The 21989-nt window shown below is 53.0% G+C and carries 19 protein-coding genes; 14 read left to right on the top strand and 5 right to left on the bottom strand.

Annotated elements, in window-relative coordinates; genetic code table 11:
* Positions 1-163 precede the first annotated feature (163 nt).
* From recQ to D3P07_RS03200, 11 genes are all read left to right on the top strand, one after another.
* On the top strand, positions 164-2323 hold the full coding sequence (gene recQ, locus D3P07_RS03250; protein ID WP_119798641.1) for a DNA helicase RecQ: 2160 nt from the start codon (positions 164-166) through the stop codon (positions 2321-2323).
* Positions 2324-2515: 192 nt separating this feature from the next.
* Positions 2516-3424 carry a helix-turn-helix transcriptional regulator gene (locus tag D3P07_RS03245; RefSeq protein WP_119798640.1) on the top strand — a complete coding sequence of 303 codons (909 nt, stop codon included), beginning with the start codon at positions 2516-2518 and terminating at the stop codon, positions 3422-3424.
* A gap of 3 nt (positions 3425-3427) precedes the next feature.
* The gene (locus D3P07_RS03240; RefSeq protein WP_119798639.1) at positions 3428-4249 is read left to right on the top strand and encodes an SDR family NAD(P)-dependent oxidoreductase; all 822 of its coding nucleotides are present in this window, start codon (positions 3428-3430) and stop codon (positions 4247-4249) included.
* A 92-nt stretch (positions 4250-4341) separates the two neighbouring features.
* Complete coding sequence (locus tag D3P07_RS03235; protein WP_119798966.1) at positions 4342-5295, top strand: ATP-binding cassette domain-containing protein; 954 nt, start codon at positions 4342-4344, stop codon at positions 5293-5295.
* Positions 5292-6128, top strand: coding sequence for an ABC transporter permease (locus D3P07_RS03230; RefSeq protein ID WP_119798638.1), 837 nt, complete (start codon positions 5292-5294; stop codon positions 6126-6128). Before D3P07_RS03235 ends, D3P07_RS03230 begins: the two co-directional genes overlap by 4 nt.
* Before the next feature lie 424 nt (positions 6129-6552).
* On the top strand, positions 6553-8301 hold the full coding sequence (locus D3P07_RS03225; protein ID WP_119798637.1) for an ABC transporter ATP-binding protein: 1749 nt from the start codon (positions 6553-6555) through the stop codon (positions 8299-8301).
* Positions 8302-8322: 21 nt separating this feature from the next.
* Positions 8323-8997, top strand: a complete 675-nt coding sequence (locus D3P07_RS03220) for a response regulator transcription factor (protein ID WP_119798636.1) — start codon at positions 8323-8325, stop codon at positions 8995-8997.
* Positions 8994-10067 (top strand): HAMP domain-containing sensor histidine kinase, encoded by a 1074-nt coding sequence (locus D3P07_RS03215; RefSeq protein ID WP_119798635.1) that lies wholly within the window; start codon positions 8994-8996, stop codon positions 10065-10067. Before D3P07_RS03220 ends, D3P07_RS03215 begins: the two co-directional genes overlap by 4 nt.
* A 122-nt stretch (positions 10068-10189) precedes the next feature.
* A complete protein-coding gene (locus D3P07_RS03210; RefSeq protein ID WP_119798634.1) occupies positions 10190-10621 on the top strand; it encodes a hypothetical protein in 432 nt (143 codons plus the stop codon).
* A 33-nt stretch (positions 10622-10654) separates the two neighbouring features.
* Positions 10655-11617 (top strand): sugar kinase, encoded by a 963-nt coding sequence (locus tag D3P07_RS03205; RefSeq protein WP_119798632.1) that lies wholly within the window; start codon positions 10655-10657, stop codon positions 11615-11617.
* A gap of 2 nt (positions 11618-11619) precedes the next feature.
* On the top strand, positions 11620-12402 hold the full coding sequence (locus D3P07_RS03200; RefSeq protein ID WP_119798965.1) for a DeoR/GlpR family DNA-binding transcription regulator: 783 nt from the start codon (positions 11620-11622) through the stop codon (positions 12400-12402).
* A 58-nt stretch (positions 12403-12460) separates the two neighbouring features.
* Here D3P07_RS03200 and nagA read toward each other — a convergent pair whose 3' ends face one another.
* Both nagA and nagB read right to left on the bottom strand, forming a co-directional pair.
* Positions 12461-13645 carry an N-acetylglucosamine-6-phosphate deacetylase gene (nagA, locus tag D3P07_RS03195; RefSeq protein ID WP_119798630.1) on the bottom strand — a complete coding sequence of 395 codons (1185 nt, stop codon included), beginning with the start codon at positions 13643-13645 and terminating at the stop codon, positions 12461-12463.
* Positions 13646-14371, bottom strand: coding sequence for a glucosamine-6-phosphate deaminase (gene nagB / locus D3P07_RS03190; RefSeq protein ID WP_119798628.1), 726 nt, complete (start codon positions 14369-14371; stop codon positions 13646-13648).
* Between the two features lie 359 nt (positions 14372-14730).
* Here nagB and fni point away from each other — a divergent pair, with 359 nt between their 5' ends.
* Entirely contained in the window at positions 14731-15816 is a 1086-nt protein-coding gene (gene fni / locus D3P07_RS03185) for a type 2 isopentenyl-diphosphate Delta-isomerase (RefSeq protein WP_119798627.1), read from the top strand.
* Between the two features lie 39 nt (positions 15817-15855).
* Here the strand turns inward: fni and D3P07_RS03180 are convergent, their stop codons facing one another.
* The 3 genes from D3P07_RS03180 to D3P07_RS03170 are packed head-to-tail and all read right to left on the bottom strand — an operon-like array spanning position 15856 to position 19378.
* Positions 15856-16947, bottom strand: a complete 1092-nt coding sequence (locus D3P07_RS03180) for a Ger(x)C family spore germination protein (protein WP_119798625.1) — start codon at positions 16945-16947, stop codon at positions 15856-15858.
* The gene (locus D3P07_RS03175) at positions 16944-18044 is read right to left on the bottom strand and encodes a GerAB/ArcD/ProY family transporter (protein ID WP_119798623.1); all 1101 of its coding nucleotides are present in this window, start codon (positions 18042-18044) and stop codon (positions 16944-16946) included. The genes D3P07_RS03180 and D3P07_RS03175 overlap by 4 nt, the downstream gene beginning before the upstream one ends.
* Entirely contained in the window at positions 18041-19378 is a 1338-nt protein-coding gene (locus tag D3P07_RS03170; RefSeq protein WP_119798621.1) for a spore germination protein, read from the bottom strand. Before D3P07_RS03170 ends, D3P07_RS03175 begins: the two co-directional genes overlap by 4 nt.
* Positions 19379-19687: 309 nt before the next feature.
* Here D3P07_RS03170 and D3P07_RS03165 point away from each other — a divergent pair, with 309 nt between their 5' ends.
* The gene (locus D3P07_RS03165) at positions 19688-20674 is read left to right on the top strand and encodes an MBL fold metallo-hydrolase (RefSeq protein ID WP_259391315.1); all 987 of its coding nucleotides are present in this window, start codon (positions 19688-19690) and stop codon (positions 20672-20674) included.
* Between the two features lie 317 nt (positions 20675-20991).
* Positions 20992-21960: a class II fructose-bisphosphatase gene (gene glpX, locus D3P07_RS03160; RefSeq protein WP_119798618.1), complete on the top strand. Its 969-nt coding sequence runs from the start codon at positions 20992-20994 to the stop codon at positions 21958-21960.
* The last annotated feature ends 29 nt before the right edge of the window (positions 21961-21989 follow it).

The raw sequence follows: 21989 nt of genomic DNA, 5'->3' as shown, positions 1-21989 counted from the left end.
CGGGATGAATAGGGATATACAGTCGTTATGCCGCACAGTAATGGCAGTAGCATTGGCTCGTTTGTCTCATCCCCATATATCTTTGACTTAAAGTACGGGAGGACCCTGACAGAACGCTGCCAGGGTTCTTTCCGTTTTGGAAGAGAGGAGGCCGCAGTAAGAGATGGAGAAAGCATTGCAATTGCTTAAGGAAATATACGGTTATGATTCATTCCGAAAAGGCCAGGAAGACATTATTGCGGGCATAGTGGATGGCCACGATACGCTGGCCATACTGCCGACGGGCGGCGGAAAATCGATTTGTTATCAAATTCCGGCCCTGCTGCTGCCGGGTACAACGTTGGTTATATCGCCGTTAATCTCGCTCATGAAGGATCAAGTCGACAGCCTGCATCGTGTAGGCGTAGCGGCTGCTTTCCTTAATAGCTCGCTTGGTGCGGCAGAGTACCGGGAAGTGCTCCGAAAGGCGATGCAAGGGGAATACAAGCTATTGTATGTAGCACCGGAAAGATTGGACGCCCCGATGTTCCAGACACTGTCGGAGCAGCTGCACATTCCGCTAATCGCGATTGACGAGGCGCATTGCGTCTCCCAGTGGGGGCATGACTTCCGTCCAAGCTACCGCCAGCTTGCCGGATGGATCGGCCGAATGCCGAATCGTCCGCTTGTGGCCGCATTTACGGCGACAGCTACAGCAGAGGTAGCTGATGATATTGCACATATGCTCAGGTTGAATGATCCGCGCCGGTATGTGACGGGTTTTGCTCGTCCCAATTTGTCTTTGTCCGTCGTGAGCGGCGTGGATAAGAAACGGTTCCTGAAAGACTTTCTAAAGCAAAGAGAGGATCAATCCGGCATTATCTATACGGCTACGAGAAAAGAAGCAGAGGAGGTAGGCGGTATCGTTCGGCAATTCGGTCTTAAGTCGGGCATTTATCATGGCGGATTGTCAGATACCGAGCGGGCAGCGACGCAAGAGAACTTTCGATTCGATCAGGTCCGCGTCATGGTGGCGACGAACGCGTTCGGCATGGGTATCGACAAGCCCAACGTCCGGTATGTCCTGCATTGGCAGATGCCAGGCGACCTGGAGTCGTATTACCAGGAAGCGGGCAGAGCCGGCAGGGATGGGGAAGAAAGTGACTGTATCCTGCTCTTCGAACCGGCTGATATGCAGGTTCAGCGCTTCCTGATCGAGCAAGGGACGGGGGATGCGGACCGGAAGTCCGTTCAGATGTCCAAGCTTCATTTGATAATGAACTACAGCCGGACGCAGCGCTGCCTGCAGCAGTTTATCGTTGACTACTTTGGAGAAAGCGACGTGCAGCAATGCGGAAAATGCAGCAGCTGTCTGGACAAGAGTGAAGCAGTCGATCGTACGGAGGACGCAAAGATGGCGCTCTCCTGCGTAGGCAGAATGAAGGGACGCTTTGGTGTGACGATGGCGGCGAAAGTGCTGAAGGGCTCCCGCGACAAGCGGCTGCTGGAATTTGGCCTGGACCGGTTAACGACATACGGGCTCATGCGTCATTTGCCGGAGAAGGAAGTTGCGGACTGGCTTTATTGGCTTGTAGCCGAAGGGTATATGCGGCTTAGCGAAGGTCAATATCCGACCGTCTCGCTTACGGCGAATGCGCTGCCTGTTCTGGAAGGCAAGGAGAGGATAACGCAGCGAGTGCGGGCGTCTGTAAGACAGGCAGCAACGGCAACATCGGCCTCTTCTCCGTTATTCGATGCGCTTAAGGAGTGGCGCAGAGACACTGCGGCGAAGGAAGGCGTGCCTCCATTTATGATTTTCTTCGACGCTACCCTTAGAGAGATTGCGAATGCTCGTCCGGCATCGATTGACGAGCTGCTTGATGTGAAAGGGATCGGGTCGGCTAAGGGAAACAAATACGGGGAGAGTATTATCCGTATCGTTGCCGAGTTCCCGCAAACCCCTGGCGATTCCGCATCGGAGTCCTACTCTCGAACAAGCAGGCAAGCACCAGCTGCCAGAAGATCGGATCAGGGAGAGCAGCCTAGTCATCTGCAGTCGCTGGAGCTATTCAACTCGGGCATGTCTCCAGCCGAGATTGCAAAGGAGCGAGGATTCAGCCAAGTGACAGTGGAGGGACATATCATTCGCGGTGCAGACGAAGGCCATGAGGTGGACTGGGATCGGATCATTCCTCCTCACCAAGAAGAGAATATATTAAAGGCAATAGAGCTTGTAGGCTCAGAACGGCTGAAGCCGATTAAGGACGAGCTTCCTTCCGACGTGGCTTATTTCGCGATTCATGGCGTGATGTGCAAGCATGGCATACCTAGCGGCTCGAAGTGAAACCGAATAAATGGAATACATGAAGCGGTATCAGGCCCAAGGCTTGATGCCGTTTTTTCTTTATTAATGGCCGATATAATGACAAATAAAAGAAATACCGGCTTTAAACACTGACATACATGATGTCATATTTACTGCGTTATGATCCTTGTAGCGGATCGGAGTTTAGCATCCTGGAAGAGGGGGAACGGTGTGAAGCTGGAACGTTTGCTCGGTATTACGATAGAGCTGATGACAAAAAAACGGGTTACAGCGGCGGAGCTGGCCGCCCGCTTCGAAGTGTCCATTCGTACGATCTACCGTGACCTGGATTTGATTAATGAAGCCGGAATACCTGTTGTGTCCTTCTCCGGCGTGGTTGGAGGCTTCGAGCTGATGGACGGTTATTACTTGTCCAAGCAGCATTTCTCCATCGATGACTTGTCTGTCATCTTTCATTTGCTGAAAGGGATGGAAGAAGCGGTCGGGAACAAAATCACGTCGATCGTCCATAAGCTGGGCAGTTTGCAGCCCGCCCTGCTGAATGGAGGCAGTCCGAACCCGATTATTATCGACGCAAGCGCTTCGGTATTGGAGAAGGATGCGATCAAGCCGCTGTATGAAGCGATCGGACTGCAGCGTATCGTAACGTTCTGGTACACGGACTCGGCGGGGAACGTGTCGGAGAGAAGCATGGAGCCAGCCCGGTTGTATTGGGACCGGGGCTGGTGGTATGTGGAGGGGCACTGCCTGTTGAAGCAGGCTCAGCGCTGCTTCAAGGTATCCCGCATAAATCATCTGCAGGTGACGGAGGACCAATTCCACCCAAAGCTCGAGATGGCATCATGGATGTCGGAGGAGAGTGTTCAAGCCATTGAGGTTCATCTCCGCTTTCAAGCCACCAACCAGCCGCGTATTTTCGAGCAGTTTCAGGGCCAGTGCACACACCGGGGCACACATATCGATGTGCATACGCTGTTTTTTTCGCCAGCTTATGCGTTATCCGTCATCCTCAGCTTCGGTCCGATTGTCGAGATTATTTCTCCAGAAGACCTAAGGCAGCAATTGTTGAACCAGCTTGAAGCCATTCGCGCAAACTATGAAAACCAAAGGAGGCCATAACAGATGACGATTCTGGTAACTGGCGCAACAGGAACGATTGGAAGACATGTAGTGGAGCAGCTAGTGAATAAAGGGATGCGGGTAAGGGCGGTTACTCGTAATCCGGAGAAGGCGCAATTGCCGGAAGGTGCAGAGGCGGTAGCGGGCGATTTGACAAAGGCGGATACGCTGCGGGAGGCGCTGATTGGCGTTACCGGCATTCATTTGATCGCTTCCAGCTATGATTCGTATATGCCGTGGAATACCGATCCAGCCCTTATCCGGCTTGCGGAGGAGGCGGGCGTACAGCGGGTATCCCTGCTGATGTCTTATGAGGAAGGGCCGCTCGAAGAGGCGCTTAAAGCAAGCTCGCTGGAATGGACCATTCTTATGCCTGTGGAGTTCATGTCCAATGCGCTAATCGACTGGCAGCCGTCTATTCAAGCGGAGGGAGTCGTCCGAGAGCCATTCGGCTCCGTGCGCAGCGCCCGAATACACGAAGGAGATATCGCAGCGGTATCTGTTGCGGCGCTTGTCAATGGCGGTCATCATGGCCAAAGCTATTACTTGACAGGGCCGGAGGCATTGTCGCGGGTCGAGGCGGTCAACGTCATCGCGGAAGCGACAGGCAAGGATATCCGCTTCGAGGAGCTGTCGGAGGAGGAAGCCAGACAAAGATGGAGCGAGCAGGGCTATGACGAGGAATCCATCGCATTTTTTGTCCAGATGGGCAAAAACCCGCCTGAAATCGGGTATACGGTGCTGCCGACGGTGGAGCAGGTTACCAGCAAGCCGGCCAGAACGTTCGCCGAGTGGGTGCTAGAGCATAAGGATCGGTTTACTTAAAATCGTTCTATATTTAAAAGAACCACTACGGTATACAGCTGGAGATTCGGCAAATTCAAGCATTTGCTTTTTCGTAGGAGAGGAGAATGGCGATGTCGTTAGCCATTGAAGTGAATCAGCTTCGAAAGTCATACCGCAATAGGGAAGTCGTGAAAGGAGTTGATCTTGCGATTCGCCAAGGAGAGCTGTTCGCCCTGTTAGGCCCGAATGGCGCGGGCAAAACCACGGTCGTCGAGATGCTGTCCACATTGATCTTGCCGGATGGCGGTACGGCGCAGATCGGGGGGTGCGATGTCGTGAAGGAGGCGGCGGCTGTCCGGGGCAAAATCAGCTTGACAGGACAGTTTGCTGCACTGGATGAAGGCTTGTCCGGCTTTGAGAACTTGGCGATGTTCGCCAAGCTCTACGGTTACTCTTGGAAGGAAGCGAGAGGATTAGCCGACGAGTTGCTGGCCGCTTTTGGACTTGAGGAGGCGAAGTATCGCCTTGTGGAGCAATACTCGGGCGGCATGCGGAGGCGTCTGGATATTGCGGCAAGCGTATTGGCCCAGCCGGAAGTTATCTTCCTGGACGAGCCGACGACGGGGCTAGATCCCCAGAGCCGCCTGCAAGTATGGGAGGTGGTGCGCTCCTTGCTGAAGCAGGGCACGACGGTATTGCTGACGACCCAGTATCTGGAGGAGGCGGATCGGCTGGCGGACCGGATCGCGGTCCTGGATGAGGGGCGTATTATAGCTGAAGGAACACCAAGGGAGCTGAAGGCTGCCGTCGGGGGGAAGACGTTGACGATCCGGTTGAAGGAACAAGTCGCACTTGAACCTTATATCCGGCTGCTCGCTGACGATTACGGACTGCATATTACGCGGGATGAGGAGGATCCGCTATTGATTAGAGTTCCTTCACCGGATGAGCGGCTGGCAAGTCGGGCTATTCAGACACTGATGGACCATCAATGTCCAGTTGTGGAATTCGCTCTCTCCGAGCCAAGCCTTGATGAGGTATTCCTCTCGTTAACCGATGCGCGCAACAAGGAGGCTGTGTCATGAACAAAACTCATGCTGCGGATTCATCGGGCCAACCGGCCTGGATCATCCGGCGTGCCGTTCCGCGGAGACCGGGACGTATTGCTGCAACAGGCGTATTTATGAGAAGAACCTTCCTTGGCGTCAAAAACAACCCGTTTGGCTTTATCGTGGATTGTCTGGCATCGCCCGTACTGATGCTGCTTATCTTCACGTTTTTGTTCGGCGGCGCTATTGCGGGATCGACTTCCGAATACATTCAATTTCTGCTCCCCGGCGCCATGGTTCTCATTGTAGCTCCCATGACCGTCTATAGCGGGACCACCTTTTGCCAGGATATTGCGAAAGGCGTGCACAACCGGTTCCGGACGATGTCAGTCTGGCCGCCGGCGAGCGTGCTGGGACCGATTATGACCGATTCCTTGCGTTATGTTGTTGCATCGATTGTCACGATCGGCATCGGTCTTCTGCTCGGCTTTCGTCCGGAAGGCGGAGCGGGGGGCGTGCTGATGGCTCTTGCATATGCCGTTTTCATTGCCTTCAGCTTTAGCTGGATATTTGCGATGATGGGCATCTTGGTGAAGAAGCCGGAGACCGTCTCCGGTACAAGCATGGTCATGATTTATCCGCTGCTATTTGCAAGCAGCATATTTGTGGACTCGGCTACGATGCCGGGCTGGCTGGGGGAAATAGTGGACTTTAACCCGATCAGCCTTGCGGCATCCGCTCTCAGAGGGCTTATGCATGGAACGGCTACTACAGCCGATCTTGCGTGGGGCATTGGGATGGGAACATTGTTGATCGTCGTATTCGCCCCGCTTACGTTCTACTTTTTCCGAAAGCATAACACACGATAAGCAAACAAAGAGCGGATTAAGATACGAGCTCGCTTTCGCGCTCTAAGCCGAGAAACTCGGCTTAGAGATTGTCTCGCCTGAAAGATAGTTTACTTAGATCTGCCGCTGCTTTCTGTAATTATAAGCTGATACTTTTGAATGACAAAAGAAGCCTCCTTTGAAATGGTTGCTCCACCCTTCCATTTTACAAGGGCGGGCTTCTTTTTTTGAGTGGAGAGGCGGTAGCGTTCACCTTGGTATCGGATCGGAAAATCGTTGTTGTGCAGATGGTTTGTACAGCCATGCACAGGCATCTATAAGTTCGGTCATGTACTCATGCCAAGTTTTTTGGGACGACTCATTTTGTATCGTAGTTGTTTACATTCCGTTTAAACAGGGAAGGTACAGTAAGAATATAGAACAGATAGAGATAGGATGTGGAGAGATGGAAAAAGAGAAAAAGAAGGGCGCGATCAAACGATTTGCGAAGCTTATTATGGAGACAAATCCTCCTAAGCTGCTGCTGGGGCTGGCTGTGCTGTTAAGTGTCGTCACGACGCTGGTCGGGCTTACAATTCCGTTGTTTACAAAAGAACTGGTAAACGGCTTTTCATTCGGATCGCTTGGTCCGGGACAGATTATCGGCATCGCTGTTGCGTTTATCGCTCAGGTTGTGGCAGGAGGGCTGTCAGTCTATTGGCTCCATTACAGCGGCAATAAGATCGTATCTTCCATTCGCGAACGGCTGTGGAGCAAGCTGCTGCGCCTGCCTGTGCCGTATTACGATAACAAGTCGTCGGGGGAGACGATCAGCAGGCTAACAAATGATACGGCTATTCTGAAAAGCTTGATCACCGAGCATATTACAGGCTTCTTCACCGGCATCTTGTCTGTGATCGGTGCACTGGCTATCTTGTTCTACATGAACTGGCAGATGACGTTCGTGATGCTGGTCGTCTTCCCGGTAGCGGCGCTTATTATGGGGCCGATCGGATCGCGCATGTACAAGATATCCAAGGAAACGCAGGAAGAAAACGCAAAGTTTACGTCTGTCATTAACCGCGTCGTATCCGAAATCAGGCTGGTGAAAGCATCAGGCTCCGAGCCAAGGGAGTATGAGCAGGGCCGCGCCGGCATTATGAATTTGTTCCGCTTCGGCCTGAAGGAAGCCAAGATGCAGGCATTGATTGCGCCAGTGATTTCCTTTATTATATTGCTGCTGCTGGTTGGCTTGATCGGCTTTGGCGGCGTTCAAGTATCGTCAGGCGCGATGACAGCCGGCGAGCTGGTTGCTTTTATCATGTATTTGTTTCAAATCATGCTGCCGATTACACAAATCTCGCAGTTTTTCACACAGTTCCAGAAGGCTATGGGAGCGACCGACAGCATTATCGCTATTATGGGCGCGGAGGAAGAGAATCAAGATGGCGGCAGTGAGGTCGTGAATATCCGCAAGTCGGTATCCCTGGAGCGGGTTTCGTTCGCCTATAAGCCGGAAGAGCCGATTCTGCAGGATGTCAGCATGACGATTGAGGCGGGCAAGGTCACAGCGATTGTAGGTCCTAGCGGAAGCGGCAAGACGACCTTGTTCTCGTTGTTGGAGCGCTTCTACTCGCCGACCTCGGGCAAGATCCGCATCGGGGATCAAAACCTGTCGGACGTGATGCTGCGTTCGTGGCGGTCCAAAATCGGTTACGTTTCACAGGAGAGTCCGATTATTGCCGGGTCGATCCGCGATAATTTGAGCTACGGGCTGGACCGGGCGGTCAGCGACGAAGAGATGGAGAACGCTGCACGCATGGCTTATGCCGACGGTTTTATCCGTGAGCTGCCAGCCGGCTATGATACGGAAGTGGGCGAGCGGGGCATTAAGCTGTCCGGCGGACAGCGGCAGCGGATTGCCATTGCGAGAGCGCTGCTTCGCGACCCGGAGCTGCTTATGCTGGATGAAGCGACATCCAATCTGGACAGCAAGTCGGAGGAAGTCGTGCAGGATGCGCTCAAAAACTTGATGGCAGGCCGTACGACGGTTGTCATCGCTCATCGCTTGTCGACTGTAGTGGATGCGGATACGATTGTGTTTTTGGAGAAGGGGCGTATTACAGGCAAAGGAACGCATGAGCAATTGTACCGGTCACATGCCCTGTACCGGGAATTTGCGGACGGACAATTGAAGATGAATATATCCGCCTGATGAAGCGAGGAGGGATAGTATATGAGTTATGTGCTAATTGTGGATGACGATCCTCATATTCGAGAGCTTGTGAGTGTCATATTGGCGAAGGAAGGCTATCAGGTGCAGCAGGCATCAGATGGCGCAGAAGCGATGGACGCCATGGATGCTTCTCCTGCGGATATGGTCATTCTGGATATTATGATGCCGAATATGGATGGCTGGGAATTGTGCCGCAATCTGCGCGAGCAATATGATATACCGATATTGATGGTGACAGCCAAAGGCGAATTGCAGGATAAAGTGAAGGGTTTCCACATCGGTACGGACGACTATATTGTAAAGCCGTTTGATCCGCCGGAATTGGTTGTCCGCGTAAGGGCCTTGATGAAACGCTATCGGATCGCGACTTCTCAGCAAGTATCGGCTGGCGGACTGATAATGGACCGCTCTACCTATCAGATGAGCGTGAATGGAGAGCCCGTGACCCTGCCGCCGAAGGAATTCGAGCTGCTCTTCGTCCTTATAGGCAACAAGGGACGAACGCTTGCGAGGGGCTCGCTGATCGAATCAATATGGGGCTATGATTTCGATGGCAACGAGCGAACGCTCGATGTCCATGTGAACCGGCTGCGCGAACGCTTCGCGGGCTGGGGCGTATCCGCCAGGATAACGACGGTTCGGGGACTCGGCTATCGGATGGAGGCTGCGGAATGAACCGGAAAATCTCCAAAACCGAGATGGCGGTGAAAGGCGCGGGCGCACTGACCCTGATGTTCCTGCTATGCTGCGTCGCGTTTACGGCGGCGTATTTCCTGACCAGATGGTTTTATGAGACGCATCCGGTATCCTTGAGCGATTTTATCGTCCAACTGGTGAACTGGGGCCTGGGCCTGTTCATTCTGATCTTATTGGGATTTATAGTCAGCATCGTGACGCGGCCCAAGCAAATCGTGGTCTGGAACGAGTTGATGGCCGCTCTTCGCCGCATCGCCAAAGGCGACTTCAATGTCGTCATCGATCAGGAAGGGAAGTATCGGGGCCAGATGGGCGAATTTGTCGACTCCATCAATGAGATGACGCAGGAGCTGCGACAAGTGGAGCGGCTGCGCCAGCAGTTCATCTCAGATGTATCGCATGAAATCCAGTCGCCGCTCACCTCGATACGCGGGTTCGCGAACACGCTTCAGCGCGAGGATCTCTCCCGGGAGGAGCAGCGGCGTTATCTCTCTATTATCGAAAAAGAGACCGTCCGTCTGTCGCGGCTAAGCGATAATCTGATGAAGCTGACTTCGCTGGAGTCGGATCATGTGGAATGGGAGAAGCAGCGTTACCGGCTGGATACGCAGCTTGAGCATGTTGTCCTCTCTTGCGAGCCGCAATGGCTGGACAAGGAGCTGGATATTGAGCTGGATACGGAGCCCTGCCCTATTCGTGCCAACGAGGAGCTCCTCAGTCAAATATGGCTGAATCTGCTGCATAACGCGATTAAGTTCACGCCGCATAGCGGCAGCATTCGAATCTCACTGAAGAAGGTGGGGGGCGAGGCGCGAGTAGAAGTGTCCGACACGGGCATCGGTATCTCGCAGGAGGACCAGCAGCGGATCTTCGAGCGCTTCTACAAGGGCGACAAGCAGCGGACCAGGACCGCCGAAGGCAGTGGTCTGGGCCTATCGATCGTCCACAAGATTACAGAGCTTCATGGCGGCGCAGTCCGGGTTAAGAGCACGCCAGGCGAAGGGACGGTCTTTGAGGTCGTATTGCCGCTAGGTGATTCTGTGCAATAAAGGGGCCAACTGCTACGGTAATCGCACTTACCGTGGCAGTTTTTGCTTTTTGTTCATTTGAAAAATGTTCGGTTTCTGATAAACTACTTATTATAGGTAAAACAAAACAGGAGGAATTGAGAATGTCTGGAGCAATGATGTTACTGCACGTTCTGGGCGCTGTCGGTATGGGATTCTATATCGTGCTGCCTATTATGCTGGGAGGAGCTTCGAAGCTTGCGGGATCGGGACAAGGCGGTCTTGCCTCCGGTTTGCTGTCGGCGAACCGTATCGCTCAATATTTCCTTGTGCTGCAATTATTGACAGGCGGATACTTGATGTCGCAAGGCGACTATGCCGTCATCTGGATGGTTATTGTTACCGTTTTATTTTTGGCTATTGCCGCAATCGGAGGCATTATCTCCAAGCCGCTTAAGCTGGTCGTAAGTCAAATTCAAGCCGGTCAAAGCGCTTCTGCGCCAATCAACAAAGCAAAAGTAATGAGTCTAATTATTTTGGTATTGTACGTTGCCATGATTTATTTCATGGTAGAGCCTATCTACAAAGAACTCTAGGACAAGTGATAAAGAACGGATTATTAGGGGGATATGGTTGTGCGTGAAAGTTCACCTCAGATCGTAACGTTCGGAGAGTCCATGGCGCTATTTATGCCGGAAGAGCATAAATCGATCGAGCGCGCGGCAACGCTTGAGCAAAGCTTCGGCGGCGCGGAAAGCAATGTTGCAATCGGCCTTGCCAGACTCGGTGCTTCCGTGGGCTGGTTCGGAGCGCTCGGCGACGATCCGTTCGGAAAGCTGATCATGAAGACATTGCGCGGGGAAGGCGTTGACATCTCCCGCGTGAAATTTAACGGCGATGCGCCGACTGGCATGATGTTTCGCGAGCATGTAGCGGGCAGATTGGCCGTTCACTATTTCCGTAAGGGATCGGCCGCAAGCCGAATGACGCCTGAGGATCTGGACGAGGATTACATTCGCAGCGCCAAGCTGCTGCATGTTACCGGGATTACTTGCGCCTTAAGCGAGGATTGCCGCAGAACGGTCCGCCGGGCGGTCGATATCGCCAAGGAAGCGGGCGTGCTGGTCAGCTTCGATCCTAATTTGCGTCTCAAGCTGTGGTCGATCGAAGAGGCGAGGAAGACGCTGCTGCCGCTTGCTGCGGATGCCGACTACTTCTTGCCTGGCTGGGACGAGCTTAAGCTGCTGTATGACACAGATGATTATGCTGGCATTATGGAGCGTCTGAATGCTCTGAAGGGCATTAGTGTCATTAAAGGCATGGGAGATGCGACAATCGTGCTCGATAAAGGCGTCGAGACCGCTATTCCGTTCTATCCGGCGGAGCAGGTGGTCGATACGGTAGGAGCCGGCGACGGATTCTGCGCAGGCTTCCTTGCAGGCATTATGAAAGGACTGACGCCAATCGAGTCGGTCCGGCTTGCCAGCATTAATGGATCTCTGGTCGTACAGATGCGCGGAGATTGGGAAGCGCTGCCGGAGTGGGAAGTCGTAGAGCAACGCATGTCGGCGAAAGCATGGGTGGAGCGCTAATGATGATCGAAGGGAACGGTTCGAAGGGACAGCGCCGCCGTGAGGCGATTCTGCAGCTGCTTAAGCAGCAGGGCCGCATCACGATCGTTGAGATGGTCGAGCGCTTCGGCTGCTCGGAAGCGACAGCCAGACGGGACTTGGAGCAGATGGAAGGGGTTTATCCCGTAATACGTACGATTGGCGGTGCCATGTACGACGGGATGGGCACCATGAGAGAGCTTCACTTCGCCGAGAAGGAAGGCTTGTCGATCCTGGAGAAGGAGAAGATCGCCCAGACGGCAGCCAAGCATATCGTCGAGGGCGATGTGATCGGCCTGTCCGGCGGAACAACCAACTTCCTGCTGGCGAAGCTGCTCAAGTCCCGCAAAGGGATTACAGTCGTCACCAATGCAGTCAACATCGCCATGGAGCTGGCAGGCAGCCCGATACAAGTTGTCGTGACCGGCGGTATTATGCGGCATAACAGCTTCGAGCTGTGCGGTCCGCTTGGCGAAGGGATGATCGCCCAACTGCATATCGGCAAGATGTTCATCGGTATTGACGGCATCTCCGCGGCGGGAGGAATCTCCAGCTACTCCGAGCAAGAGGCGCAAAGCGCCAAAGCGCTTATCAAGCGTTCACAGGAAACGTATGCGGTATTCGACCATACGAAGACCAATCGGACGTCGCTCTTCTCCGTAGCCGCGATCTCGGAGCTGAAGGCGGTTATTACCGACTCACCGCTTACGGGCGAGCTGGCTGAGGAATTGAAGCGCCATCATGTATCCATTCACCTTACGGATTAATCAAAAAGCCGCGCATTCCGATATACCGGAATGCGCGGCTTTATTGTGCTGCAATGTCTTATTCGGATTTATGAAATATAGTGCGGCCCTGCACCCAGGTGCGTTCTACGTTAAACTCGGCGTCTGCCAGCACGAGATCGGCTTGTTTGCCTTCGGCAATAGAGCCGGTGCGTTCGAAGATGCCAAGCTCTCGTGCAGGGTTGCCGCTAGCCAGCTGGCTCACTTCGAGAATGCCGAGCTTCGTGTTGTTCAACATGTAGCGGAATGCGCGAATCATCGTCAAGCTGCTTCCAGCCAGTGCATTGCCTTCGCGCAGGCGTGCTGTTCCGTTCTTCACGATAACGGCCAGTCCGCCCAGCTCGTACGTGCCGTCAGGCATGCCCGCAGCTTCAATCGCGTCGGTCACGATAATCATTCTGTCGAGCGGCTTGGCAGCCAGCATAAGCGCGATAGCGGCAGGATGCACATGCTCACCGTCGGCGATAATTTCCGCGTAGATGCGGTCATCGGTCAATACGGCGCCAAGCGTGCCCGGCTCGCGGTGATGCAGGCCGCGCATGGCGTTGTACGTATGCACAGCATGCGTTAGTCCGGCATCGGCCGCAGCTTTGATCTCCTCATAGACGGCATCCGTATGGCCGGCTGCCGCGATGATGCCATTCTCTGACATCCAAGCGATCGCTTCTTTGGAGTTTTTTTTCTCCGGAGCGAGGGTCAGCAGCTTCACCATGCCGGGATGCTTCTCGTTCCATTCCTTCAGCCAATCCAGCTGAGGATCGCGAATGTAGGATGGGTTTTGGGCTCCAGGCCACTTCTCGCTAATGAAAGGTCCTTCCAGATGAACGCCCAGCAGCGGGGCGTATTGATTGCCGGATTGCTGATACTCCGCAACGGCATCCAGTACGGCATCAATCGCTTCCTTCGAAGCCGTCATTGTCGTAGCTAGCATGCCCGTCGTTCCTTGCGATGCATGGAACTTCGTAATCCGGTCATAGCTTTCGCTGTTGGCGTACATGAAGTCGCCTCCGAATCCGCCGTGCACGTGGACGTCGATGAAGCCCGGCAGCAGCCAGCCGCCTTTGCCGTCCACACTTTCTGCATCAGCAGGCAGCTCCCCGGAGGATTCCTCCGACACGATCGCGGCAATACGACCGTTCGAGACATGCACGCTACCTCTTACAACACGATCTTCCAACACGATATGAACGTTATGAATGTTCCAAGTCAGGGAGCTCATTGTCATTTACCCCAGCATCCTTCCTGCTTCACGATCAAGCAGAACCGTTACTCGCGGATGTGTCTGCAGCAAGGAAGCAGGCACTTGAGTCGTAATCGGACCGGTCAGCGCTTCCTTCACAATATGCGCCTTGTCGGAACCGCGAACGACCAGCAAGATGGTGTTCGCCTTCAATATGGAGCCGATGCCCATCGTATACGCTTCCTTCGGCACATCGTCAATGGATGCGAAGAAGCGGGCGTTAGCTTCGAGAGTCTCTTCCTTCAGCTTCACGACATGCGTGCCTGCGGACAGTTGCTCGTCAGGCTCGTTGAACGCGATATGGCCATTGTGGCCAAGACCGAGCAATTGGATGTCGGCAGGGCATGCGTTAATCATAGCTTCATAGCGGACGCATTCCTCTTGCGGGTCTTCAGCCATACCGTCTGGCAGATGTGTCTGAATAGCCGGAATGTCGACATGCGAGAAGAGGTTCTTATTCATATAGTAGGCGTAGCTTTGATCGTTATCCGGCGTCAGCCCGACATACTCGTCGAGATTATACGTTGTAACGCCGCTGAAGCTCACTTTTTTGTTTGTATAGTCTTCTACCATTTTGGCATAAATGCCGACAGGTGTCGATCCGGTCGCAAGTCCCAGAACCGCATTCGGTTTTTCGTTAATCAGTTTGCGGAAGATCTCCGCTGCGTACAGATCAAGCTCTTCAGATGTTTCAAAAATACGGATGTCCATGGTAATGCCTCCTGATTGTTTGAATTCAACAACGGCTTAAAAAGCCGCCGCTGTATACCGTTTGTTGTATGTCTTAAGTGTATATGAAAGAGCTGCAATACACAATGATTTTGATCGGCAAATTCAAATAATTGATTGAAATAATCATAGGGTAATGAAGGGTTAGTTGGATTATTAAGGAAACCAATAGTCATTTCCGTTCTACGAGTATGCGTGATCTCAGCCTCTTCCTATTCGATCGTCCCATTCCGTCATTGGGAACCCCCGGCGGGAGCGCGAACATCAAAAATATGCTATGCTAATCGATAAAGCAATCTTGCAGAGCACGTCCCTGACAGATGTAAACCGGAGGTGCGGGCATGCAACCAGGAGGTCAATCTTTGAAGTCAACTAGCGAGGGCCATATCGAAAAGCGCAAAGGCGAGCATATTCGAATCTGTCTGCAGGAGGAAGTAGCCGGTGTCGGCATCCGAACGGGGTTTGACGACTATCATTTCAAGCATAATGCGCTCCCCGAGCTGTCATTCGAGCGTATTCGGCTGGATACAGAGTGGTTCGGATTGTCGCTGCGCGCGCCGCTGCTTGTCAGTTCGATGACGGGCGGCACGAATGAGGCGGGGGCCATTAATAAGCGGCTCGCAATGGCCGCTGAGGAGAGAGGCTGGGCAATCGGGTTAGGCTCCATGCGCGCGGCACTGGAGAAGGAAGAGCTTGCCTCGACCTTCAAGATACGTGCCTTTGCGCCCCGTATTCCGATTATCGCCAACATAGGGGCTGTCCAATTGAATTACGGGATGGGGCCGGAGGCATGCCAACACGCGGTCGATCTGGCCGAAGCGAATGCGCTTGTCCTGCATCTTAATGCCTTGCAGGAGGTATTCCAGCCGGAAGGAGACACGGACTTCAGCGGTCTGCTTTCCCGGATAGAAGAAGTATGCCGCCACGTAGCGGTTCCTGTAGGCGTGAAGGAAGTAGGCTGGGGGATTGACGGACAGACAGCAGCCCGGTTGAGTGATGCAGGCGTCGCCTTTATCGACGCAGCGGGAGCAGGCGGCACATCATGGAGTCAGGTCGAGAAGTTTCGGGTTCATGATCCGGTACGCCGCCAGGCAGCCGAAGCGTTCGCCGGATGGGGAATTCCGACCGCAGAGAGTGTGTCGGAAGTACGAGCCGCGCTGCCCTCGATGCCGATCGTTGCCAGCGGCGGGCTGCATAACGGCGTGGATGCCGCCAAAGCGATTGCGCTTGGAGCGAATATGGCGGGCTTTGGACGTTCCCTTCTCCCGCAAGCGGCAGGAGAGAATAGCGCCTTGTCAGTCGAGAAGCTGATTGATCAGTTCGAACGGATCGAATTTGAGCTTAGAGCGACTATGTTCGGTATCGGAGCGGCAACTCTTTCGGAGCTTGGCGGCACAGACAGGCTCGTAAGAATCTCTTCGACATAGCAACAATACGAACGGCAAGCCTGCTCTTCAGGCTTGCCGTTATCTGATTAACCCTGTACCTTCGATTTTGACCATCGCCTCTATGTTGAACTTGGCATCCGGGTAGAGCTGGGTCCAGTTCTTCCAGGAATCCGCTCCGGGTTGAATCGCCCGGTAACGAAGACCGAATCCGTAGGGATCAATGCCATGGCGCTTAATCTTATTAAGCAGCGCCATTCCTGCCTTCTCATACTCGGATGCCAGAGCATCCTCAATTTTCCGCCACGAGCTATCGAATAGATCGGTCGGCGCTTCCTCGAACACGACATCCATTTTAATTTTCATGCTGATGAGCAGCGGATCGGTATTCCGCTGGATGCGGAAGCTGGAGTTCAGATGATTGATGGCAATGACCAAAGGCGTACCCTTGAACATGCCATGCATGGAAGCTTTCGTGAAGTGATCCGACATTTGATTGAACAGCTGGGTTTCGGCAGGAGTTAAAATCAATTTGATCTTTTCCTTGTCGAATAAAGCGACCTGATTAATGACGTAGCTTTCCATGCCGTCATTCGTAATGATCGCAAGCACCGGATCCATCCCCTTCTCCGTCACTCTCCGTGACAGCCCCGATAACGTCTCGGCATAATTGTACGATGACTCCGTGCCATCAGCACCGAAGGACAGCAGCAGCGCGTTGCCTGGGTATCGTTCGGATGCCGGCTGCACATGCAGTACTTTCTCTGCCGTAGGCCTTCCCACGGCAAGTGTAGCAACGCTTTGAATGTCCCGTCTGCGCAGCATCCAATCGATGGAATGATTAATGTCCCGCTTGGCCAGCTCCTCGCCGATAATCATCATCTTGCAATGGCCGAAGTCCAGCTCCTTGTCTACATAGGCCTTCAGCATGCGCACCCCTTCTGCAATAGTAGGCGCGTCTATCGTCTCATACTGGATTTTGGATGCGCCAGGCTCGATCTTGGGTGATGGAATGGCGAGCTGGAGTGTAATCCGGTACGGCTTGCTTGCGTTGCCAGACCAGTCGATGCCGGTTCCAACCACAAAAAATCGTTTGTCGATATCCTTGAAGCCGCAGCCGCTAAGTGTAAGCAATGCCAGGAATAAAGAGAATACAGCCGCATAGCGTTTCATTCCGGTTTCAGACTCCTTCTGCTAAGGATGAACACCCAGAGAACACCTACCACCTCTGTGAACATTCGAAGCACCAGCCAATAGGAGGTGATGAGATAGTTGATCTTCTCATTTGTGAAGATGAGATACAGCACAGTTGCCGTTGCGAATACTCCAAGAATGATATAGTTGGATTTTGGAGCTTGGGGACTGTCGATCTCCGGCTTGCTGCCTTTGAAGCAGCTCTTGATATATTCCATTCCCAGATGCCAGCCGGACATCGTATAGACGAGCGTCAGGTTCAGAAACACAATCAAGAACAGGAACATGACGCGCTCAATAAAACCGTACTGCATGCTCAGAGAGTCAGAGGTTACCGCCCAAAGATAAATATAGCGATCCACCCCTTCCGTTCCGTGAAAGCCGATCGGAACGAAAAACGTAATGAGCAAAATAATAAATCCCAGAATGGGATAGATATAGAGATGCTTAAACCGGAAATTAGGCGGGAACAGCCTGTTGAACAGCGCCAAGTGAATATAGCCGGTAAAAATAAGCGTGGATGCGGCTAACGTGATAACGGTTGGCATCTCCATGACGTGATTGGCGACAACCCGGATCGAATCGAAATTAAGCTGCGGGCTCCGTACCATTTTGAACAGGACAAACAAGATAATCGGAGCGTTCACAATGATTCCGATTTCAATGATAAAAGCTACCGTCAGCGTGGAACGGGATGCGGCATAAGCGGCAGCTATGACCATCATAATGAGTATGACTGTAGTATTGGCGTCCGGGTTGAAAAAACGGTTAATGAGCACTGCATAAGCGACCACGACGATCGTGGAGGAGAACCACCACATGACCGCGAAATAAATGGACGTTAGCGCTACCAGCCATCTGGGATAATGCAGCTTCATAATTTCCGGAAAGCCGAGTCCGGGGTAACGCGCCATTGCGTTCGTGAACATATAAATGAGGATAGCCCCGATGACAGGCGCAACGAGCAGGGAAGATACGGCGCCTGAATAACGGTTTTTCACCAAAATATGAGGCACGAACAGCATCAGATTCATAAGGCTGACGAGCATGAAGTTGTAGAAGAAATATCGGTTCATTTGGTTCTCACCTGCCCAACGTCGCCCTCTGCCGGATTGATCTTGCCATGCAAACGGAAATAGGGTTTGCCGAAGCTCCTAAGATTGCATAGGTAACATACATAAAGAAACAATCCGACTGCCACACCGGAGATGCCAAAAAAGATAGAGGCGGCAATTAAGGGGTATTTCAGAAACCGTACGGAAAATGACAGCGAGTTGATCGGGATGACGAAGTTGGATATCGCCACTACCGACGTTACAATGATCATAATGCTGCTGACCAGTCCCGCTTGTTGCGCGGCTTGGCCCAGGATCAGACCGCCGACCGTTGTCGCTGTTGAACCGATATACCGGGGCAGGCGGATACTGGCTTCGATCAGCGTCTCAATCATGAACAACATAATAAACACTTCAATATAAGACGGATAGGGCACGGCGGACCGGCTTGCTGCAATCGAGAAGGCAAGCTGCACCCGGAACAGCTCCGGATTGTACGAAACAATGGCGATATAGAGCGCCGGTAGCGTAATCGTCAAGACGATCGACATATACCGAATCAAGATGAGTGCCCTGGTCATCCAATAAGCCTCGTAATTATCTTCGATGGCATGCATGAAGTCGAAGAAGGAGACGGGCATGATCAGGGCGAACATGCTGCCTTTGATCAGCACGATCACTTTTCCTTTGCTCAGTGACTTAGCAATCCGATCCGGGCGCTCCGTAATGAGGACGGTCGGGAAGAGATGGCGACGCTTGCCGATAAGCAGCTTCTCCAGCTCTCCGGCGGCATGCACCATATCCACGCTGATGCTGCTCAGCTTTGAGCGGACATTGTCCAATACGGAGGGATCGACATGCCTCTGATCGAATACAACAAGCAAAGGCGTCTTCGAGATATACCCTACGGAATATTCCTCAATGCCAAGCTCGGGCACGGGATACATTGTCCGGATCAGATTAATCGATTTGTTCAAGTCCTCGCTCAGGGCAATTTGCGGCCCTTGGATGGCGCTCTCAACTTGTGTCTGCGGGCTTTCATTGCAGATGACGTTTCCGGTGAAGAGGGAATAGATTTCCCCGGTCTCTTTATCCTTAATCAAGATATTGCCGCGCAGTAAAAGGTCCTGCCATCGGGCAGGGTCCTCGACCTTCAAGTATTCCGGTATCGTCTGGAGCTGCTTGCGATAAGGGATCTCCTCCTTGGTAAAGGGGACGGTAATAAAGTCGCTTACCATCTTCTCGTCACATAGAGGAGCGATATACGCGATATCGATGCTCATGGCGTTGTTGTTGAGCGTATAGGTTTTCAGATCCGCCGCTTCGGCGAATAATAAGCGGATACGTTCGTTCATGGCGCTCGCCTCCCTGGCATCGATTGGCCGCCCACGTGTGGCGCGGCAAGCTTCCATAGTTTGCGCCGCGTGGCAAAACTTATGCTAAGATAAGGTATGATCATGGCCGTTTCTCATTCGGCAGATGAAAGGAAGCAGACTTTGAGCAATGAAACCGTGGTATGCAAAGCTGTGGCAAGGACTATATCATCCTTTATCGTTACACGATCTCCGAGGATGGGAACAGAAGGAAATAACAATCTGTGATTCGCTTAACTTGAATCCTTATGATAAGGAAGAATCGCCGAGAATGATTAAGGCAGGGAGTGCATGATGAATACGAACATATCCACATTAGAACACGGCTGGCTGCAGGTGAAGGTTCCACTGCCCTTTTCGCTGAGATGGGTCAACAGCTATATCATCCCGGAGCGGGAAGGCGTCACTGTCATTGATCCTGGTCTGGGCACACCCGAAGCCAAGAAGCTATGGTCGGCTGTGATGGCGGAAGCGGGATTTGGATGGAAGGACATTAAGCGGATTGTTCTTACCCATCAGCATCCCGACCATTACGGGTTGGCCGGATATATGCAGGAACGAGCTGAAGCGCCCGTTTATATGACAGAGAGGTCGCATGCTTATGCATTGCGGCTGTGGGGAAAAGAAAGCCGCTTTCCAGAGGCAATTCGCGAGTTGTATATCCGCCACGGCATGCCGCAGGAAATCATGGATCGCATTGAACATAATCTGAATGGATTCATTGAGCTTGTATCTCCACAGCCGCAAGTGCAGTACCTGTCGGCAGGCCAGCGGCTTGCGCTGGGCGAATGGGAGTGGGAGTTGATCGACGCGCCGGGACATGCGTATGGCGCATTATGCTTCTATCAACCGGATATACGCTGGATGATATGCGGGGATCAGGTGCTGCCTCATATTACGCCCAATGTCAGCGTTGTGCCGGGGGAGGAGCAGGACCCGCTGGAAGCTTTTCTCGGCAGTCTAACCGATTTGAAGTCTTACGATGTCGCATTCGCTTTGCCAGGTCATCGCGATCCCTTTACCGACTTTGGAGGCCGAATCGATGAGCTAATCGGGCATCATGGGAGAAGGCTTGACAAGATGGCAGAGCTGCTCACGCAGGAGCCGTGTACGGCCTTTGCGCTATGCGAGACGCTGTTCGGCGCTCGGCTGCGGGATAATCCCCATAACTTGAGATTTGCCATGTCGGAGACACTGGCACATCTCTATTATTTGGAGCGGGAAGGCCGAATTCGGAGCCGGAAAGCCGCTGCTGCACTAATTTATGAGTCGCTTTGACCGTGATACAGAGATACAAGGCCCGGGTTGCCAGAAGCTGCTTGACTGGAAAAGCGCCAAGTGAAAAGAAAACCCTGAAATTATGAAATAGTTATGGAATCCCCAATCCTTTCGAATTTGCTGGGAAGCCGTCGTTGAACGGCTTCATGCCGCAAGTGAGAAGGGATTTTTTTAGGCATGGGATTCTTCCTGCGCGGGGATAACGAAGTTTTATATATTGCGTATTAATGAATTATATGTTACACATTATATATAATTAATACGTCATATATAATTCCGTTCTGTTGGCGTGAATGGGACTAAAGGGGAGAATGGGCATGGAGAGAGAACTGGCACTGGAGATCGTACGCGTAACGGAGCTTGCAGCACTCGCTTCCGCACCATGGATGGGGAGGGGAGACAAGAACAGCGCCGATGATGCTGCTACAACAGCGATGCGGACGATGTTCGATTCCGTATCCATCCGGGGAACCGTCGTGATCGGAGAAGGCGAGATGGATGAAGCCCCGATGCTCTACATTGGCGAGGAAGTAGGGAGTCTGCAAGGCCCCGAATTGGATGTCGCGGTCGATCCGCTCGAAGGTACTGAGATTGTAGCCAAAGGGCTGAATAATGCGCTGTCCGTCATCGCGGTAGCAGACAAGGGCCAACTGCTTCATGCGCCGGACATGTACATGGAGAAGCTGGCATACGGACCTGCTCTTGTTGGCAAGCTGAGCATTAGCGACCCGATGGAGACGACCTTATACAAAGCAGCGGATGCGCTGAACAAAAAGGTATCCGATCTAACGGTCATGATTCTGGATCGGGCGCGTCATGAATCGATCGTCAAGGTGCTTCGAAAGGTAGGTGTCCGCATTAAGTTTCTGTCGGACGGCGATGTCGCGGGCGCAATGGCTCCCGCATTCCCGGAAGCGGGCATAGACCTGTATGTGGGTTCGGGAGGGGCGCCGGAGGGAGTGCTGGCGGCCGCAGCCTTGAAGTGTATGGGAGGCGAGCTGCAGGCCCGTCTCATGCCGGCGGACGCATTCGAATACGAGCGCTGTGTCCAGATGGGCATCGAGGAGCCGTACCGCGTACTGACGATGGAAGACATGGTCGGGACGGAGGATGTGATATTCGCGGCGACGGGGGTTACGCCCGGAGAGTTTTTGGGCGGCGTACGCTATTTTCCCGACGAGCGTGCAGAGACGCACTCCATTGTGATGCGAGCGAAGACGAAGACGGTTCGCTTTATCCGCTCCATTCATTATTTGCCCAATAAGCCGCTGTTGCAGCCATCCTAATGAGGACATAAGAATAGCGTATAAAGAGG

The organism is Paenibacillus sp. 1011MAR3C5, from assembly GCF_003591485.1.
Lineage (GTDB): Bacteria > Bacillota > Bacilli > Paenibacillales > Paenibacillaceae > Pristimantibacillus.
This window is presented reverse-complemented; position numbering and strand designations above follow the sequence as displayed.

Bases quoted from the DNA above. Each gene is read 5' to 3' on its own strand.
- D3P07_RS03215 (WP_119798635.1), top strand. From the start codon at position 8,994: ATGAACCGGAAAATCTCCAAAACCGAGATGGCGGTGAAAGGCGCGGGC.
- D3P07_RS03170 (WP_119798621.1), bottom strand. From the start codon at position 19,378: ATGAACGAACGTATCCGCTTATTATTCGCCGAAGCGGCGGATCTGAAA.
- recQ (WP_119798641.1), top strand. From the start codon at position 164: ATGGAGAAAGCATTGCAATTGCTTAAGGAAATATACGGTTATGATTCA.
- D3P07_RS03225 (WP_119798637.1), top strand. From the start codon at position 6,553: ATGGAAAAAGAGAAAAAGAAGGGCGCGATCAAACGATTTGCGAAGCTT.
- nagA (WP_119798630.1), bottom strand. From the start codon at position 13,645: ATGACAATGAGCTCCCTGACTTGGAACATTCATAACGTTCATATCGTG.
- D3P07_RS03175 (WP_119798623.1), bottom strand. From the start codon at position 18,044: ATGAACCGATATTTCTTCTACAACTTCATGCTCGTCAGCCTTATGAAT.
- fni (WP_119798627.1), top strand. From the start codon at position 14,731: ATGCAACCAGGAGGTCAATCTTTGAAGTCAACTAGCGAGGGCCATATC.
- D3P07_RS03220 (WP_119798636.1), top strand. From the start codon at position 8,323: ATGAGTTATGTGCTAATTGTGGATGACGATCCTCATATTCGAGAGCTT.
- D3P07_RS03200 (WP_119798965.1), top strand. From the start codon at position 11,620: ATGATCGAAGGGAACGGTTCGAAGGGACAGCGCCGCCGTGAGGCGATT.
- D3P07_RS03180 (WP_119798625.1), bottom strand. From the start codon at position 16,947: ATGAAACGCTATGCGGCTGTATTCTCTTTATTCCTGGCATTGCTTACA.
- D3P07_RS03210 (WP_119798634.1), top strand. From the start codon at position 10,190: ATGTCTGGAGCAATGATGTTACTGCACGTTCTGGGCGCTGTCGGTATG.
- D3P07_RS03240 (WP_119798639.1), top strand. From the start codon at position 3,428: ATGACGATTCTGGTAACTGGCGCAACAGGAACGATTGGAAGACATGTA.
- D3P07_RS03235 (WP_119798966.1), top strand. From the start codon at position 4,342: ATGTCGTTAGCCATTGAAGTGAATCAGCTTCGAAAGTCATACCGCAAT.
- D3P07_RS03165 (WP_259391315.1), top strand. From the start codon at position 19,688: ATGATGAATACGAACATATCCACATTAGAACACGGCTGGCTGCAGGTG.
- D3P07_RS03230 (WP_119798638.1), top strand. From the start codon at position 5,292: ATGAACAAAACTCATGCTGCGGATTCATCGGGCCAACCGGCCTGGATC.
- D3P07_RS03205 (WP_119798632.1), top strand. From the start codon at position 10,655: ATGGTTGTGCGTGAAAGTTCACCTCAGATCGTAACGTTCGGAGAGTCC.
- nagB (WP_119798628.1), bottom strand. From the start codon at position 14,371: ATGGACATCCGTATTTTTGAAACATCTGAAGAGCTTGATCTGTACGCA.
- glpX (WP_119798618.1), top strand. From the start codon at position 20,992: ATGGAGAGAGAACTGGCACTGGAGATCGTACGCGTAACGGAGCTTGCA.